General features: G+C 41.3%; 17 protein-coding genes. 5 read left to right on the top strand and 12 right to left on the bottom strand.

Going from position 1 to position 16,949, the window contains the following annotated elements; translation table 11 throughout:
- Positions 1 to 32 precede the first annotated feature (32 nt).
- The 8 genes from V1498_RS02880 to V1498_RS02845 all read right to left on the bottom strand — a co-directional run bounded on the left by V1498_RS02880 (position 33) and on the right by V1498_RS02845 (position 7,434).
- Positions 33 to 545: an SRPBCC domain-containing protein gene (locus V1498_RS02880; protein WP_409296814.1), complete on the bottom strand. Its 513-nt coding sequence runs from the start codon at positions 543 to 545 to the stop codon at positions 33 to 35.
- Between the two features lie 187 nt (positions 546 to 732).
- Positions 733 to 2,046 carry a DUF5050 domain-containing protein gene (locus V1498_RS02875; protein WP_409296813.1) on the bottom strand — a complete coding sequence of 438 codons (1,314 nt, stop codon included), beginning with the start codon at positions 2,044 to 2,046 and terminating at the stop codon, positions 733 to 735.
- Between the two features lie 15 nt (positions 2,047 to 2,061).
- Positions 2,062 to 2,718 carry a permease prefix domain 1-containing protein gene (locus V1498_RS02870; protein ID WP_409296812.1) on the bottom strand — a complete coding sequence of 219 codons (657 nt, stop codon included), beginning with the start codon at positions 2,716 to 2,718 and terminating at the stop codon, positions 2,062 to 2,064.
- The gene (locus V1498_RS02865) at positions 2,715 to 3,041 is read right to left on the bottom strand and encodes a PadR family transcriptional regulator (RefSeq protein ID WP_409296811.1); all 327 of its coding nucleotides are present in this window, start codon (positions 3,039 to 3,041) and stop codon (positions 2,715 to 2,717) included. The genes V1498_RS02870 and V1498_RS02865 overlap by 4 nt, the downstream gene beginning before the upstream one ends.
- Before the next feature lie 124 nt (positions 3,042 to 3,165).
- The gene (locus tag V1498_RS02860; RefSeq protein WP_409296810.1) at positions 3,166 to 4,395 is read right to left on the bottom strand and encodes a methyl-accepting chemotaxis protein; all 1,230 of its coding nucleotides are present in this window, start codon (positions 4,393 to 4,395) and stop codon (positions 3,166 to 3,168) included.
- A 12-nt stretch (positions 4,396 to 4,407) separates the two neighbouring features.
- On the bottom strand, positions 4,408 to 5,406 hold the full coding sequence (locus tag V1498_RS02855) for a ketoacyl-ACP synthase III (protein WP_409299111.1): 999 nt from the start codon (positions 5,404 to 5,406) through the stop codon (positions 4,408 to 4,410).
- 14 nt (positions 5,407 to 5,420) lie between these two features.
- The gene (locus V1498_RS02850) at positions 5,421 to 5,783 is read right to left on the bottom strand and encodes a hypothetical protein (RefSeq protein ID WP_409296809.1); all 363 of its coding nucleotides are present in this window, start codon (positions 5,781 to 5,783) and stop codon (positions 5,421 to 5,423) included.
- A 1,078-nt stretch (positions 5,784 to 6,861) separates the two neighbouring features.
- On the bottom strand, positions 6,862 to 7,434 hold the full coding sequence (locus V1498_RS02845) for a VanZ family protein (protein ID WP_409296808.1): 573 nt from the start codon (positions 7,432 to 7,434) through the stop codon (positions 6,862 to 6,864).
- 462 nt (positions 7,435 to 7,896) lie between these two features.
- Here V1498_RS02845 and V1498_RS02840 point away from each other — a divergent pair, with 462 nt between their 5' ends.
- Positions 7,897 to 8,730, top strand: a complete 834-nt coding sequence (locus V1498_RS02840) for an STAS domain-containing protein (protein WP_409296807.1) — start codon at positions 7,897 to 7,899, stop codon at positions 8,728 to 8,730.
- 188 nt (positions 8,731 to 8,918) lie between these two features.
- A complete protein-coding gene (locus V1498_RS02835) occupies positions 8,919 to 9,158 on the top strand; it encodes a hypothetical protein (protein WP_409296806.1) in 240 nt (79 codons plus the stop codon).
- Positions 9,159 to 9,723: 565 nt separating this feature from the next.
- Here V1498_RS02835 and V1498_RS02830 read toward each other — a convergent pair.
- Together V1498_RS02830 and V1498_RS02825 are read right to left on the bottom strand one after the other, a co-directional pair.
- Positions 9,724 to 10,998, bottom strand: coding sequence for an MFS transporter (locus V1498_RS02830; protein WP_409296805.1), 1,275 nt, complete (start codon positions 10,996 to 10,998; stop codon positions 9,724 to 9,726).
- 235 nt (positions 10,999 to 11,233) lie between these two features.
- Entirely contained in the window at positions 11,234 to 11,656 is a 423-nt protein-coding gene (locus V1498_RS02825) for a hypothetical protein (RefSeq protein ID WP_409296804.1), read from the bottom strand.
- A 616-nt stretch (positions 11,657 to 12,272) separates the two neighbouring features.
- On the opposite strand from V1498_RS02825, the gene V1498_RS02820 reads away from it, so the two are divergent.
- The 3 genes from V1498_RS02820 (at position 12,273) to V1498_RS02810 (ending at position 15,157) form a co-directional block, all read left to right on the top strand.
- Positions 12,273 to 12,980 carry a DUF421 domain-containing protein gene (locus tag V1498_RS02820; RefSeq protein WP_409296803.1) on the top strand — a complete coding sequence of 236 codons (708 nt, stop codon included), beginning with the start codon at positions 12,273 to 12,275 and terminating at the stop codon, positions 12,978 to 12,980.
- 492 nt (positions 12,981 to 13,472) lie between these two features.
- The gene (locus V1498_RS02815; RefSeq protein WP_409296802.1) at positions 13,473 to 13,703 is read left to right on the top strand and encodes a hypothetical protein; all 231 of its coding nucleotides are present in this window, start codon (positions 13,473 to 13,475) and stop codon (positions 13,701 to 13,703) included.
- A 179-nt stretch (positions 13,704 to 13,882) separates the two neighbouring features.
- On the top strand, positions 13,883 to 15,157 hold the full coding sequence (locus V1498_RS02810; protein WP_409296801.1) for an IS110 family transposase: 1,275 nt from the start codon (positions 13,883 to 13,885) through the stop codon (positions 15,155 to 15,157).
- Positions 15,158 to 15,686: 529 nt separating this feature from the next.
- On the opposite strand, the gene V1498_RS02805 is transcribed toward V1498_RS02810, so the two are convergent.
- The gene (locus V1498_RS02805) at positions 15,687 to 16,394 is read right to left on the bottom strand and encodes a M48 family metallopeptidase (RefSeq protein ID WP_409296800.1); all 708 of its coding nucleotides are present in this window, start codon (positions 16,392 to 16,394) and stop codon (positions 15,687 to 15,689) included.
- A 6-nt stretch (positions 16,395 to 16,400) separates the two neighbouring features.
- Positions 16,401 to 16,910, bottom strand: a complete 510-nt coding sequence (locus tag V1498_RS02800; protein ID WP_409296799.1) for a DUF1456 family protein — start codon at positions 16,908 to 16,910, stop codon at positions 16,401 to 16,403.
- Positions 16,911 to 16,949 lie beyond the last annotated feature (39 nt).

Genomic DNA, 16,949 nt, shown 5'->3' with positions numbered 1-16,949 from the left:
TAAACCTGGAGGCCATTTCTTCAAACTTTTTTTCACTTTTTCGACACCACATATTCAGCCAGCCGGTCCCAAGTTTCGGTAATGCCCTGCTCCATGCCCATATCGAGAACCTTCTGAAGCTCTTCCGCTGTGCTGTATTCGGCCCGGTTTACGACTTTGGTCCTGCTGTCCTGTTCTTCAAAGGTCAGGATGCTCCTTGTGGACGGCATCCCTTCGGCCTCATTTCCTTCTGCATCGGAAAAATAATCGATATACACGATCTTTTCTCCATCTACAATTTCCTCATAAACCGCCTTGCCCCAGGATTCCATTCCGTAAAAGTCGCCCTGATTCTTATCCATGCACTTCATGCAGTAATGCCAGCTGCCTCCTTCACGGAAGTCAATGTTACACACGGTGAGCTCCCAGCCGCGCGGGCCCCACCAATGCTTCAGATGTTCTTCCTCTGTAAACGCATTGAATACAAGCTCCCTCGGAGCATCAAATTCTCGCTCCAGAATGATATGGCTTCCCTCTACCCTTGACACCATTTTTGCTGTCGGCATTACAGTTCCTCCCTGGAAAAAAATTTTTTTGATCTCCCTGGATGACTGAACCTATAAAACTTAGCAATTGCCTGCTAGCTGCAGCAGGCGTCTCCTTTATGATTCTCCATGCGTCCGGTGCTCTCCTGCTGAATCCTGCACGAAAAAAGCCATCCGCGTCTTACAGCGAATAGCCTTACCGTACCTTTTAATAACCCGGCCTTCTCCACCGTGTGAGGATAAAGGTGTATAAAAAGGCGACAACAGAAGCGCCGAGAAGGGCTGCACCGAGCATTCCAAGGGCGATTCCCATCCATGGATTTCCTGTAACGGCTGCACCAATGGATACTGCGATCCCGGCGACGGCAAGCGCCAGGCCAGCTTTAGCCGGCAGGTATCTTCTATGTGGATAGAAGAAGGAGCAATACGTAGCTGTCAGACATAGGAGTATCGTGTAAAGAATCGTCAAAGCCCGGCCGTCCACAAGACTCGACATCATATACAGGACGCCGTTGAACGGTTTGCCAGACGGCACACTGAACGAGATTGATTCAAGCTTTTTGCTGTCTATATCCTGTATATAGAACTTGTATTTCTCAGGTGTGGCCGACCAGTTTTCATACTCCAGAAAAGCGATCCTGCTGCCATTATGAAAGAACAGCGGCGATGTGACCGACTTCCTAAGATTTGTCATTCTCTCTGTTTCGCCAGTCTCCTTATCCAGTATATGCAGTTCATATTCATACAGGGAGCTGTTCCGCGATTCCTCGCTGATGGTCGTATAAGCGATCTGTGAATTGTCAGGCGAAACCTGGATTGCAAATGACTCTGCAGGCAATTTGGCCGAACCCTCCGCAGACTTCTCGGTGCCCCTTTCAATCGAATAAGCGGTTATCGTTTCCCGGGAGCCATTGTACAGGCTGTAATACAGTTCTTTTCCATCCTCTGAAAGGGCCAGAGTATTCATACTGAAGTAATCCCGGTCGGTTAATTGCTTTTTCCCTTTTCCATCGATGCCGATGGAATACAAATCAAGTCCTTCCTTCGTTTCCCCCTCTGCCTTCTTAAAATCCTCGGCAGCAATGGCTGTATAGTATATGGAATTTCCATCAGCTGAGAAAATGGCCTGTGATACATGTGTGTCCTTGTCTGTCAACACCTTTTCTCCGTTTCCATCACGGCCTGCCATGTGCAGGGACTGAATTCCCTCAGAATCAGCTGCCAGGAATAAAAAATGTTTTCCATCATGGCTGTATTTGGGCGCCCGGAGTCTATCATCCTCCGAATCTACAAGCTTCCTGACCTTTTTGCCGTCAGTGTCTGATTCATAGATCGCTTCATCTCCGCCGGAATAATAGGAAAACAGCAGGTTTTTGTCATCCGGCGATATATCGAATTTCTCTCCAAGCCCGACAAAAAATCTATACTCATCACCCTGTCCTGAAAAACCAAGGGCGATGGAGGCCGCAAGGAGCAGGGAAATGGCGATAATCAAGCTTCCCAGTGTCCGTTTCTTTTTCATAAAATTCCCCTTTGTTTATTTGGCATTCTTCTTCGATGCCAATTTTTTTCTGCGCATAAAAACGAGTGAAAAGAGCTGTCTGCCTGTGAGATGGGCGATGGCCCCAAGAGGAATCGCATACAGATCCAGCCATAATCCATCCTGATACTTCTCTGGTTCCTGCACCAGTGAAATGGATGTCAGGCAGCCGATCAGAAAGGCTGGGATCAGGAAGAACGACAATGGATTGGTCAGCCATTTTGATTTGTACTCAGCCTGCAGGGCTTCAAATAGCACCTCAGCGATCCCTGACAGGATGGCGATGATGAACATCCCGGTGATCACCGACTCAGCCGGCAGGGAGTTATCATTCCGCGGTTCATAATATTCCATTGCCGAATAGGACAACAGGCACAGAAACCCTGTGACTAAGGCAACGCACCAGGCATAGCGGATCAGTTTATAAAAGGGAAACAGAGTTTTCTTCAGCTCCCTGTTCAGCTTCTTTTCATTTCCAAAGGACGAAAGGGCGGTTCTCACGGCTTCCTCTTCCGAAAACCCTTTAACCAGCAGCTCGCTGATATGGTCCTCAAGATGGACGGAAAGCTCTTCCCTGAATTCCGTCTTCTCATCTTCACTCATATTCAGGCCGGAAACAACGGCATCCAGGTAGCTCTCGATCTCCCTATTCATGACAGCCCCTCCGCAGCCCTGTCAATCAGCCGGCCGATCTGTTTCCAGTTCCTCAGCTTTTCGTCAAGCACCGTCCGCCCAGTGTCTGTGATTGAATAATACTTCCTTCTGCTTCCTTCAAGCTCCTGGCTCCAATAGGACGTGACAGTGCCTTTGCCCTCAAGCCTCTTCAAGGCTGGATACAGCGTTCCTTCATTCATGTTATAGGCTTCATCGCTTAACGATCGCAGCTTTTTGGTCATTTCATATCCATAACAGTCCTTTTCCGCAAGCAGCGAGAGCAAAAGAATATCAATGCTCCCTTTCATTAATTCCCTATCCATGTAAAAACCCCCAATAATTTCTAATTGCATTGTATAACAATGCCCCTCGTATAACAAGGGTAACTTTTCCAATTGTTAGAAAAAACAGCACCCATTTGGATGCTGTTTCTATGATAGATGCCTATTAGCGGAACTGCTTATCAAGCTTCCCGCTGATTGTCTGTGTCAATTCGCGCTGCAGATCCACGAGTTCCGACGTTTCCTGGATGGCCAGGGATACTTCGGAAATATTATGCAGGATTTCTTCTGTACCAGATGCAGACTGCTGGCTTGTTGCGGATACATTCTGGATGGCCATGTTTACCTCGGTAATGGCACTTGCCATTTCACCAGAAGACTTGGCGATTTCACGGGACATTTCATTAATGAATTCCGCATCCTTCTCATAACGCTCGCCAATCTCGATCAGCTTCTCGTAATCCGGATTCACCTTGGTATCGATATAATTCAGAATGTCTTCCGAATGATTCGTAAGAGCGGTGAATGCCTGCTGCACCTGATTAGTCACGGTGCGGATGTTATCGACCGACTTGGAAGACTGCTCGGCAAGCTTCCGGATTTCTTCGGCCACCACCGCAAAGCCCCTGCCTGCGTCGCCTGCCCGCGCGGCTTCAATGGAGGCATTCAGCGCAAGGAGGTTGGTCTGCTCGGAGATACTTCCGATCACATCTGCAAGCAGCTTGATTTCCTCCACAACCTTCGCCTCCAGAATAGACTTCCGGATATTTTCCGCCTTTTCGGTATAAATCTGCTGGGAAGAAGCAGCAGAATTTTTGGCATCCTCCCTGACAAGGTTAGCTCTTTGAATGATTTCTTCTGCCGTCAAAAGGCCTTCATTTGCTTTTTCAGCAAGCTTCTTGGTCGAAAATTCAATATCCTCTGCTGAAGCACCGATCTGCTGGGTAGCCGCACTCAGTTCCATCGTTCCCTGTGACATTTCATTTGTCGTTTCCTTCAGCTCTTCCATAATGTAGATGAGCTCTGTCATCGTGGCAGACAGTTCATCAGAGTTCACATCCACAGAGGATATGCCGCCCTTTAATTCCTCCACAATGCTCCTGATTTGCCCGGCCGCATTTTGAAGCGGGATGAGCATCCCATTTTTATCCTGAATGGATTCGATTGCGGTGAAGTCCCCCTCCCCTAATGCAGAGGTATAGTCATTTACCTTATTTAGTCTCGCTGCTACTGAGAAGCTTGCCCATATCCCTCCAAGGATGAAGACAGTCCCCCCGGCAGCTGCAGCAGCGCGTTCGATCCCCGCGTTCCCTGAGAGCAAACTCAGTAAGACAGCCGCTCCGATAATGACAGAAGGGATAAGGATTCCCAGTTCAATTCGTTTTTTTGTTTTCACAGTTATGCTCCTTTAATATTTGAATAACATGGCACAGGCAACAGAGCCTGCCCCGATTGACCAGAATACAATATAATCTCCGCGCTTCACCTGGCCTTTTGCGAGCGTATGCTCGAGAGCCATGAACGGACTTGCCGCACCTGTGTAGCCATACTCCGTTCCGACAACCGGGAATTTTTCAGCTCTTTCGCCCATCGTTTCCTGGATTTTCAGGATATTCTTCCGGGACAGCTGGGAAAAACAGAAAACCTGAACATCCGAAGTGCTAACCCCATTTCGGTCCAGCACCTTTTCAATCAGCTCTAGGGTAGACAAAAAGGCTCTGTCATTCCTGACATTCTCCCACTGAATCAGCTTCTCAGCATGAGGGGTCCGGATGTCGTACATTTTCGACACACCACACGCAGGAAAAACGATTTTCTCAATAGCATCGGTATTCGTTTTGTAAACAGCATCAATAAAGCCGGCAGCCTCCACTGCTGTCCTTTCGAGGATAACAGCTGCCGCTCCGTCTCCGAAGCTTGCATATGTCACTGGTTCATCCTGCCGCGCATAGCGGTGCATCTGCTCGGAACCGACGATAAGCGCATGCTTGATCCGCGGATTGGCCGACATATTGCGGCTCACCTGCTCAACAGCTGCGACCATCCCTACACAGGCAGCATTCATGTCATAAGCGGCAGCCTCCTCCTTGCCGCTGATCGCCTTATGGACGGCAACGGCATTCGGAGGCCAGAAATACTCCGGTGTACCCGATACGAACACAATCAAATCTAAATCCCGGCCCTCAAGGCCGCTTTTTTCAAGCACATCCCGGGCAGCTTCGACGGCCATGGATAAGGAAGTCTCATTTTCATAATCGGCGACATACCGGTCCTCCCGGCCGAGCGCCTCGAGCAGGTTCTCGATATCCTTGCCCTGCTCTGCAAAATGCTTCCGGTAATAGTCATTATTCACGACTTTCTGAGGGCGATAGACAGATACTTCCTTGATCGCAATACTGACTGGCATTTTTTCCACCTCTATTACCCCCCGCTCATCAATAGACCTGACTGAAGGTCATCAATGAACTCACCGGTGAAATGAACCTTTTTTGCAATCCTCCTGAGCTGGAGCCGGGGCGTAACCCTTTGCGGCTTCACCATCAGAACCCGCTTAAAGCCAAGGCTCATATACAGGCCATAGCTTGTCTCAAGCACCGGAAGAATCTCAGGCTTAAAGGTTCTGAGTTCCGAAGAGTTCACAATCAGGGTATAGTTTTTCACATCGATTTTCGAAACCTCACTCTTCAGGTTTTCCACGAAGTTCGAAGCCTTATCACTCCCCGCGAAACCGCCAAGTGTGATGATGAAGGCTTTATGGGCTGAATCAGTTCTAAATACAGACATCTATTATTCTCCTTTGTTGCTTGACATAAAAAGGGACCAATCGATTACCGATTCGTCCCTTTTCTTCATCGGTAACTGGCTGCGTCCCCATTTTTCAATGGATTTTCCTTTTTCTATTACATTAGTCATTTACATATCTTATATCGGTATAATATTGCTATTTTTTAGGGGAAAAGGGGAGAGATGTAAAGTTTAAATTTTCAAAAAAGAGGAAGCGGGCTTAACATGAGAACTATTTCGAATTAAAAAAACGCCTGGATAGACAGTGCCCATTCAAACGTTTCTAGCTGTTTTCGCATACATTATGTCTATTGAACAAAAAAGTGGATTTACGCTGCAGGCACTCTACCTGCACGGGACAGGCGGAGAGTCTCCTCGGCTTTGCCTGCGGGGGGCTCACCTGTCCCGCTGCTTCCGCATGACGGTTGAAAGATTTAGCAATAATCTTGTCCTATTTGGGCAGTAAAATTTTTACTCTGCTAAATAGGCTCAATTGATTGATCACCCATAGGGTATGTGTTTGAAAAAACAATAAAAAAATGTCATTCGCAACACAGTACAAATACTCTGTACATTCAAATAACATCAACTTATACCAACTTCGAAAAAAAATATACTTAAAGTAACGGGTGAGTTAGTTAAGGAATGCAAGAGAATTTTAAGTTATAAATAGGGATAAATTGGGAAGTGAATTAGTAAATTAATCTCTTTAAAGTGTTTCCAAGGTAAATTGAAGAGGGTAAAAAGAATTTATTAAATGACATCTGAGAGGGGACTTGAATGCATGACTTAGAACAATTTTTATTGAAGAGAGAACTTGGAAGGCTTCTGATGGATTTACAAAGGTGTTCACTTCCACGCTATAAAGAAATGATTCGGAAGGACATCAACTTTCTAAGACAAGTTATAGCTAATTATGATTCCCCTTTTAGTAAATAATTCAGGGGAATTTTTTTATTTGTTTAACTAAAATATAGATCCTTTAGTAGATTTAGGCGATTAGAAATTGTGCTTTACTTCAACATATTAAGGAGCCGTTCATAAACTTCTCTTCATGATAAATGAGCTTTTAAGCTATTCACAGTCCAAATGTCTTTTCAAGATGCGGTGTGATTGTATTGTTAAATACCCACGCAGTGAGGAACATCAGCAAAGTTAACCCCACAATGGACAATCCCATAGAAACCCAATACTTTTTCGAAGTATTCATACGTTCGCTTATTTTATATGAACAAAAGCCAATTGTAGCACCCATTGTATTTATAATAATATCCTCAATATCAAAGCTTCCTAAATAAGTTACTAGTTGAACAATTTCCATACATAGAATAAGAGACACAAACAAGGTAATAAACTTAAAATATGTTTTAAAGGAATGTTCAAATACTATCGGCACAAGTATACCAAACGGAATAAATGCTAGAAGATTACCAAGAGCAAAGACCCAGAGTTTAATAATATCTATTGAAAATTGTTTAGGAAACCACAAGGGAATTCGAAGAGGTATTAAAGAATATCGATATTCTTGGAGCCCAACAAGCTTCGGACGTCCAAATCCGAAAAACATAAAGTATACCAATAAAGCCACATAAACGCTTAAGAGTATAGATAGATATTTCTTTTTATTTTTTAGTTGTTGTATCAATTGCACATTACTTCTCCAGTCTACAAATTTTGATTTTTTGAGCTGCACCTTATATGAATTAATCGACTTATATTATATTTTAAAACAATTTTTCAACTTCCACAATCTGGCGCTTTTCTTGAATGAAAAGGCATCTTTTTGTTTTGCAATGGATTCTGGAACAACAATGAATAGGACTTGGAGTTATAATGAGGTATAAAAGAGAATGTGAAGGATTACACTTAAACAAACGGATGCGTTAGTTGAAAATAATAGAGGCTGCTAAAGCAGCCTTCCTTAGTAGTATTTATTGTAGAAATCTTGCCTTAAATTCCCGTTAAGAATGGGCGTAGATTATACAATCATCATGCATTATCTGCCTGCCAAGCCGTTAACCGCAGTTATTTTTTTCTGTTGTTTATCGTTGATAGACAAGTGTGCTTGCAACCAATATACTTAAAGAAAATAGATATTTAGGAGTATGGCTCTATGGGTTCTGAAAAGGTAAATACAATTGAAGAATTTGCACAATTTTTAAGTAAGAATGCTGAATCAATAAGCAGGGAAATTGTTAATTATAATGTGAGTAAGATAGAAATAACATTACCACAAGAAATAATAGATAAATCAATTGATACTAATGCTGAATTTCTTAAATTTTTCGGGAGTACGCTTAAATTTTCGAATGAAGAGGTTGAACCCAGATTCATTGAATGGCTCATCAAACAGGAAACTCCGGAAGATGCTCAATATCTAAAGGAATTATCAAGTCTTATAAAACCCTATGCGGATACTAGACAGCTATTAATTAAAATTTTATCACAATTATGCATGGACCATGGACTAACTACTGAGGAAGTTATCACTGTTACCAGTAGATTAAGTTTTTTACTTGATATAAGTATTACTGAAACTATATTTAAGCGAGAAAGATTAACAAAGGAAACCGAAGAAAAGCAGAACCAGAAGATCATAGAACTATCTTCACCCATAATCCCTATACAAAATGGCATTGCGGTTCTCCCGATAATTGGAGATATTGATGTAGAAAAAAGTGAGTTTATTATGAATAGAGTCATACCCAGAATCACTGAGTTGAAAATTGAGTGCGTTATTATTGACTTCTCATCCATTGCCTCTATCGATACCGAAATTTCGGCTCGAATCTTTACCATATATGATATTCTTAGGCTGCTAGGAATCAATGCGGTATTTACAGGGATTAGAACGGATTTAGTATCAAGAATTATCAAATCAGGCATCAATTTTTCGAGTATTAAAACTTATGCCACACTTCAACAAGCTTTACAGGATATTAGGTAATTGGTGCCTCTATAATAGGTAAATTAGTTAAAAAGTAGTTTAAGCAGTGCATCATAATCATAGGTGACTCGTATTACTAAACAGCAAATAGAACATCAAAGGATCGCTGCGGCGGTTCTTTTCTTTTTATGACCCTGAAGTTATTAGGGCAGCTTCTAGAGCTGTGAACTTTTTCAGGTTTTATTAAATTGGGAGTAAATCTTATTAAGCTAACGGGTGCGTTAGGTGAAGATCCTGCCGGTGTATCGGCAGGCTTTTCCATTGATTTGAAGATAAAAAGAACCGTAATGATCAGCATTAATGTAAGTTTTCGATTTGTAAAAAAACAATATTTAAGAAGACATGCTCCATGGTCAAGAAAAAGAGGAAGGATTAAACAAAAAAAGGCTGCTATGTCAGCCTTTTCGGTGTTAAAGGGAACAGCATAGTTGAACCGCGTTCCTTTTACTTGGTTAAATTGCAATCGTCTTGTACGGTACCTGCAACACATCTTGATACAGGAAAGAGAAGTGATGGAAACCGTGGTGCTCATGACGGAAGGCGGAGTTTACGGAGGTTGCGACGAAGTTGAAAACGATTGAAGTGTTTACGGAACCTGCGACGAAGATTGAAACGGCCGACTTCACCACGACCCAGTTCGTTAAACATATAATCACCTCCTGAATATTATGTATTAGATTATTCAGTTTTAGATTTTATGATTAGACAAGCATCTATACAACAACAAATTATTTACTTATTCTGTTTGCTTTTTAAGTGCTCAGTATAATGAATGTTATTTTGTCATAAAAACGCCTCATAGAACGAATATGGGACTTGGAAAAATAAGCTGCCAACATTGCAAAAGAGGTAGAGGAAAATTTTCAGCATCTTTTTCTGCAAAACTCCTACACTCTTGAAAATATACTTCGGCAGAAATGACAATAACCCTAAACACTTTCCTTATATGCCAAAAAAGAGAAAAGAACAATGCCTCGAACCTCATTACAGTTCTCATATCGGTGTGTCTTTAAGGGATTTGGATGGAAATGAAATAGATTTTTTTATAATAATTACAAAAAGACTTGCCAATAAACAGAAGACTCCTGCCAAAAAGAACGCCCAAGTGTAAGTATTGAAAAATTTATAGATTAAACCTCCCCCAAAAGCAGCTACTGCAGCACCTGCCTGATGAGATGCGAAAATCCAACCGTAAACTATTCCACTTTTATTACTCCCAAAGATTTGTCTTGAGATACTAATAGTAGGTGGAACAGTTGCAATCCAATCTAATCCATAAAACACAGTAAAGATAATTAACATAGTAATTGAACCTTCATTCAATGCATAAGGGAGTAATACAAGAGAAGCACCTCTTAAACCATAGTACCAAAATAAAAGCCATCGATTATCGAAACGATCTGACAGCCAGCCAGATAGGGTTGTTCCCACTAGATTAAAAATTCCCATAAACGAAAGAAACGAAGCCGCTGTAACTAAAGGTATTCCAAAACTTATACAGTAAGAAACAAAATGAGTACCAATTAAACCGCTCGTTGAAAGTCCACAAATAAAGAAGCTGCCAGCTAATAACCAAAATTCTTTTACTTTTACAGCTTCTAATAAGCCATTGAAGGCTAAGACAATAGGGTTTTCCTTTTCTCCTATATTACTCTCGGGTATTTCTTTTTCAAGTCCATATGGAAGAATTCCAACATCCTTTGGTGTGTTTTTCATAAATAAAAGGATTATAGTAAGCATAATGGCACTAATTATCAAAAATAAAACAATCGCCCAACGCCATGAATAATTATCGATTATAGCCGCTAAAACAGGAAGTAGAATTAACTGACCTGTCGCTGTACTTGCCGTTAGTATTCCTACTGCTAGTCCTCTTCTTTTCTCAAACCAATGATTCGCAACGTATGGACTTACAACCGTTAAAAAAAGACTTGCCCCCAGTCCAATAATAACGCCCCAAATAATGATCATCTGCCATGCCTGGTTCATAATTAAAGTAAGTATGATACCTGTCAGTAAAGTTGCCATTGAAACTACCATCATTTTTTTTAAGCCAATTACTTCTAATAAGGCTGCCATGAATGGTCCTGATATACCATATAAAAAAAGACTAATTGCAAAAGCAAGTGCAATTCTAGTTCGATCCCAGCCAAATTCCTTTTCTAAGGGATCAATGAAAACACCTGATGACGACATGACAATTCCAGCAACAAGAATGGATAAAAATGTAATAGAAAGAATGAACCAACTATAGTGTATACGTTTCAAAACTCACCCACCTCCGAATATCTTCCTGTTTTTTCTTTATACTAACTCTTAACTACTTATTAGTAAAATTGAAGTTTGAGAAGTTATCCATTGATTTTTTTTTAATATTAAACCTTAAAATAACGGTTACTTTAGTTGAAGATCGTTTGGCTGTTCGGCGGCTCTTTTTTTGTTGTTACACTAATGAAGCAGATTAGTTAAAGAAAGAGATGTTAATTACAACATCTCTTTTTACTTATATATCCCTTTCGTCTGCAAAATTCAGCATTTCTTCATCTATGATGTCAACCAGTTCTTGAATGCTGTACATATAAAGAACAACTTCTTTATCAACATCTTCAATATGAACTTCGGCTTCAATTCGAATTTTTGTTGCTTTACCTTTATAAATAACATCAAAACTTCCTATTTCTTTAACTTCATTGTGTTTCATTGTGTCAATTTCAGATGTAATAGAATTGATTTCATCTTGACTAAAACCTGAATCCAATACTGTGGATGATAAATGTTTTAAAAAAGGTTCTACATCTTCAGGATCAAAATTCATTCCAGCTGCAAATGGTGCTTCTTCGTTGTCATTTGGATTATTTTTTTTGTTAACCGTATAAATAGTACCTCCAACTAAAAGTATAATAAGACTACTGATTAAAAATTTCACATATTTCCACGCCTTTCTATTTATCATTATAAAGCAATAATTCCAAGATTTTTTTTATATAAATTAAAAAAGCATACAAAAATAGACCCAGAAAAACCAGTTTTTAAAAAGAGGCTGGGCCACATAAAAGTTAGATTTAAAATTGGTGGTACATGGCTTGAATTCTGGCCCTTCTCGTTGGAGTAATAATAAGTGCAGCTGGAGCAACAACCGGAATTAGGATTAATCTACCATGAGTGCTGCCCATCAAGTGCGATAGTCGGTGGTACACCGTACTCGCCCGCGTCAGACCTGTAGTTTTTTACTGTTTTTCTGTAGGGGAATTCTTAGTTTGTTACAGGCGCTTCTGCACGTATATAAAACCTCCAACCAGGCAGCGTACTGGAATCAAATTAAGGACGACATAGACAATCCCGGTTTAAATGGGTCTTTAGAAGTCCATGACTGTTATGTTTATTCGTTTACTCAAAACGTGCTTACCTATGGGGAATTCCTGCGTCTCCATTAAAGGGCGGAACGTTTATCGATCCATAGCTTTTTAATAAATTTTTTCCGTGGACTAGACATGAATGAATCTCCAAATACTAAACATAATTCTGGTTCAGGGGAGATGAAGGTGGAAACATTTTACCGTCCATTCTTGGTTTTTGTGGTAGGATATTTATTTTTAAGGATTACTGGAAAAAAAGCAGTAAGTGAAATGCATTCTTTTGATTTATTGTATACGTATGTTCTTACCAATATCATCAGCATGCCTGTTGAGGTTAATAATGTGGGAAAGGCTTTTACTTACGGGGGTATAATAGTCATTTTGTATAAAACTTTTATACATTTATCCACCCACAATAAATTAAGGTGGATTTTATATGAGAGTCCTACGGTATTAATTCAAAATGGTGATATTTATAAGACAGGGTTGAAAAAGGTTCGTATGCCGATGAATCAATTATTGTCACAATTAAGAGTTAAGGGATACACTGATATTCAAAGTATTGCCTTGGCTGTGATGGAGGAAACAGGCAGTATTAGTGTTATCCCCAAGTCGGAATATCGGCCAATTCAACCCAACGATTTAAAATTACCTGTAAAGAAAGAATATGTTCCTATTCCGCTCATTATGGACGGTCAAATTGTTTATCATAATTTAAAGTATCTGCAATTAGACCAAAGTTGGTTAATGAAAGAACTTGACAAAACAGGTAACGAAGTTCAGAACATCATATTAGCAACTTTTTTAGAAGATGGGAGCTTATTTATAGATAATAATGATATCAAAGACCATAAAAATGATCCATATTACTACAAGCCTGGGCGAAATAATTAAATTTTAAAAACAAGGTGTTAAATTTGATTGATAAAGGGTGCGTTTCCAGAAAGGAGGAAGGCACCTTTTTGTTGAACAGCTATTTTGACAAATGGCAGGTAAGAATGAGTATTCTGCTTCTTAACTCCACATGGCTTGAATTCAGGCCCTTCTCGTTGGAGTAAAAATAAGTGCTGCTGGAACAACAACCAGAATTAGGATTAACCTCCCATGAATGCTGCCCATCAAGGAGGCGACAGTCGGTGGTACAATGTGGCAGCCCGCGTCAGACTAATGATGGTCTCTAAGGCACCATAGGTTAAAGACCTTCTATTCCATCATTAAAAAGTATATTCTGCACAGCCTTATTTTCATTCTCTGTGGTGAATCGCTGATCTGTGCGATTCATGGTTGGCTAACGGGTGCGTTAGTTAAATATAGATGGTTTTATGCTGGGAGCTTTTTATGGAGATAGTAGACTCATACTGCGAGGTAGAAGAAGGAGAATAATTTATGACAGAAAAATCAAAATTAGCTTTAGCCAAAGATATATTAAGCAGGCACAAAGAGTTGGAGGATATGAAGCTTATTCTTTACGGTACAGAAATTAAATATAAAGATTGTTACACAATTGTAGACCGTATAGAAGGCTTAGACGTTAGACTGTATGTTCAAGAAGAAGATGGCGGTCTGTCAAACTATATAAAGATCCCGCTTCAGGACCTACTTCCCTATTTAAATTGATTTGCCCAATAGTACGTGTATACTGCGCAGTAATAAGCGTATCCATCCGAGTTTTTTACTAACGGGTGCGTTAGCATTCCTGTAGATCGTTATTTTTCAACTTTGAAAAAAATAGGGCTCCTCAGTAAGATATGAGTAAGACACGACTCTAACTCAAAACCTTAGGAGGAACCCTTACTATGAAGTTTAAAATGCAGGACAAACAAAATCAACTAATTGAAAGAATTACTGATAAGCATCTCGTTGTCGGAATTGATATTGCACAACAGTTTCACGTTGCAAGGGCTGTCAATTTCCGCGGGATTGTTGTAGGAGATCCAATCACTTTCTCAAACAATGAAGACGGTTTTTCGACCCTATTAAACTGGTTGAAAAATCTTAAGAGAATACATAAGTTAGAGGCAGCTATTGTCGGGATGGAACCCACAGGTCATTACTGGATCAACCTTTCGAAATGGCTAATAAAACAAGATATTGAGGTAGTAACTGTTAATCCTCACCTGGTGAAAAGAAATAAAGAAAACCGTGATAATACCCAATCTAAAAGTGATAAGAAAGACGCTCTTGTAATAGCCGATATGGTGAAGAACGGTTACTATGCCTTTGTAAGGAATACCTCTGAGTCGTTTGAAAAACTTAGGGTTCTAATGTCCAACCGGGATGTCATTGTTAAAAGACTAGTCAGCTCTGTTAATCAATTAAATCGCTGGGTGGATATAGTTTTCCCTGAGCTTAGGCAAGTATTTAAAGACATCACTGCTAAAGGTGCGATTGCCACACTACGGCTTTTCCCATCCCCGATGGAACTGAGTTCCATGAAGCCAGAAGAGATAGTGTCCGGTTGGAAGTCACTCATGAAGAGACAGCCTGGGTTAAAGAAAGCCTATTTACTGCTCAATGTAGCCAGGAAATCTGTTGGTACAAGACAAGCAATAGAGGCTTACAAATTTCATCTTGAACAATTACTCGAAGAGTATGACCTTGCGGTTCAACAACTTGAAAGAGTGGAACTAGCAATTAAGGATGAACTGCCTAAAATTCCATTCGCAGATAAGTTGCTTATGATAAAGGGAATTAGTGAAATTTCGTTAGCTGGTATTTTAGGGGAAGCAGGAGATTTAAGTGGTTTTTCACACGGCAATTCTTTACTTCGCCATGCAGGACTCCATCTCGCTGAAGCTAGTTCTGGGAAGTGGAAAGGGCGAATTGTCATTTCCAAGCGTGGAAGATCAAGGCTTAGGCGTTTCCTTTATTTAGCCACAATGAGCTTAGTGATGAACAACCCAGAATTTAAGGCCATCCACTCCAACAATGTTAAAGTGAAGAAAATGAAAAAGATGAAATCCATCATGAAGTTAGTTGGCAAGTTAGCACGCATATTTGTAGGATTAGCACGTAAAAACGAAACGTATTGTGCCAAGAAAGTCCAACCGATAACGGAGTTGGCAGCGTAGTTTAACCCATTTAATCGGTTTCGTAGAGAAGCTTTAGATCGAGTGTTGGCTTATTCGTAGGATTTCAAATATGTACGGAGTACCAGGTTTCTTCAACAAAAGGGCTCTGACCCATTGCGTTAGCATAACTGGCCTCCACCCCTTGGATAGGCATAACGAAGGAATGAGAGGGCATTGACCCGTTGAGACATGGGAGGGAAAGCCTCCAGGGGCGGCGTGGAGATGTACATTATATGGTAGAATGTGGAGAATGAAACTTACTCCTTTATTTAACCATGCCTCCACGTAGCTAAATGTCCTCAATTTACTTCCTACAGCCAATGGATGATATCCTTGGTGTATGAAATCCTGCGAATAAGCGAGCATTCGGAAGAAAATCGAATTAAACTGAGGGAGTTGAAGAAGAAAATAAATAAAAGGACCATCCATATTAGACATATTCTAAAGTATGTGGTCCTTTTATTTACAACCGCTTCAATTATCTAATCTAAATTAAATAAAAGCTCTCTTATTCTATTTTAGTATACTACTACACCGTCATCCTCCAGCTCGAAGCGGCCAGCCAATCTTCCATTTTCTCATAATCAGGCATGATCCGGCCGACAAGGCGCCAGAAGGAGCGGTCATGGTTCAGGTGGACCATATGGCACATCTCGTGGACGACTACATAATCAATCACAGAGCGGGGTGCCATCGCAAGCTTCCAGTTAAAGGTCAGCTGCTGCTTGGAATCACAGGTTCCCCATGTGGTCTTGCTGTCCGTAATGCGGACCGACCGGGGCTTTGATTTGAAATAACCCTGATGCGCCTGGATGCCGGCCTCCACCAGGGCTTTGCACTGCTGGTAATAAAACCGCTTCAGCGCCTGGCGGATCCGCTCCTCCTCGAGGTGGTTTACATAGATGTGCAGCACACTGCCATTAAACACCACATGATCCTGCTCCGCCCCTGCATCATGAACAACCTCGATCGGATAAGACTTGCCGAGATAAAGAAAACCTTCACCCGGGTCATAGGATTTCTCCTGCGGCCCGGAAAGCCTGTCCTTCATTTCCTTCAACTTTTCCTGTATGGGTGCCCAATTCGCCTCGAGCAATCCTTTTATATCTTGCTCAGGAGTTCCCTTCGGAGCCAGGATCGTGACAACTCCGTATCCATCAACCGTTATGCCAAAGGATTTCCGGTTCTTGAACTGCACTTCATAATGCACGGCCTCCCCATTATAAGTATGGATCATCGCACATTAGCCCCTGTATGTAAGGGCGAGTCCCTTTAAGAAATTCCGTGCGAACTTATCGCCGCATTCCTTATAATTCTTATGGCCCTCTTTTCGCAGTAAAGCACCCAGTTCCCCTTTGGTCACACTGATTCCCGCTCTGTCAAAAATATCAAGCATATCCTCACTCGTCAGTGCGAGCGCAATCTTGATTTTCTTCAGCAGAATATTATTGATATGGCCCTCCGTCCGCTCGGGAGGCGCCGGTACTTCACTCTGCCCCGGCTTCGGTTCTTGTCTGCCCCTTTTAAACGTAATCAGCCCATTCAGGAAAGACTCGAGCATCCTGTTATTGCACTTTAGCTGGTCATCATTTTCTTCCGGTTCATCCTCATAGCTGTCCCTCGTCTTCGTCAGCAGCTTCAGAACCTCATCCTTCGACACATCCACCCCGCCAAGCTTAAAAATCTCCACCATATCTGAATTCTTTATATCCAGTGCATATCTTGTTCTGATTAAAATATCATTATTATCCATCTGCGTACCTCCTGTATCTGCCGCATGTATCTATTCACT

Source organism: Paraperibacillus marinus (assembly GCF_046237605.1).
Taxonomy (GTDB): Bacteria; Bacillota; Bacilli; order Bacillales; family DSM-1321; genus Paraperibacillus; species Paraperibacillus marinus.
The sequence above is the reverse complement of the archived record's forward strand: the minus strand, read 5'-3'. Positions and strand labels throughout refer to the sequence as shown.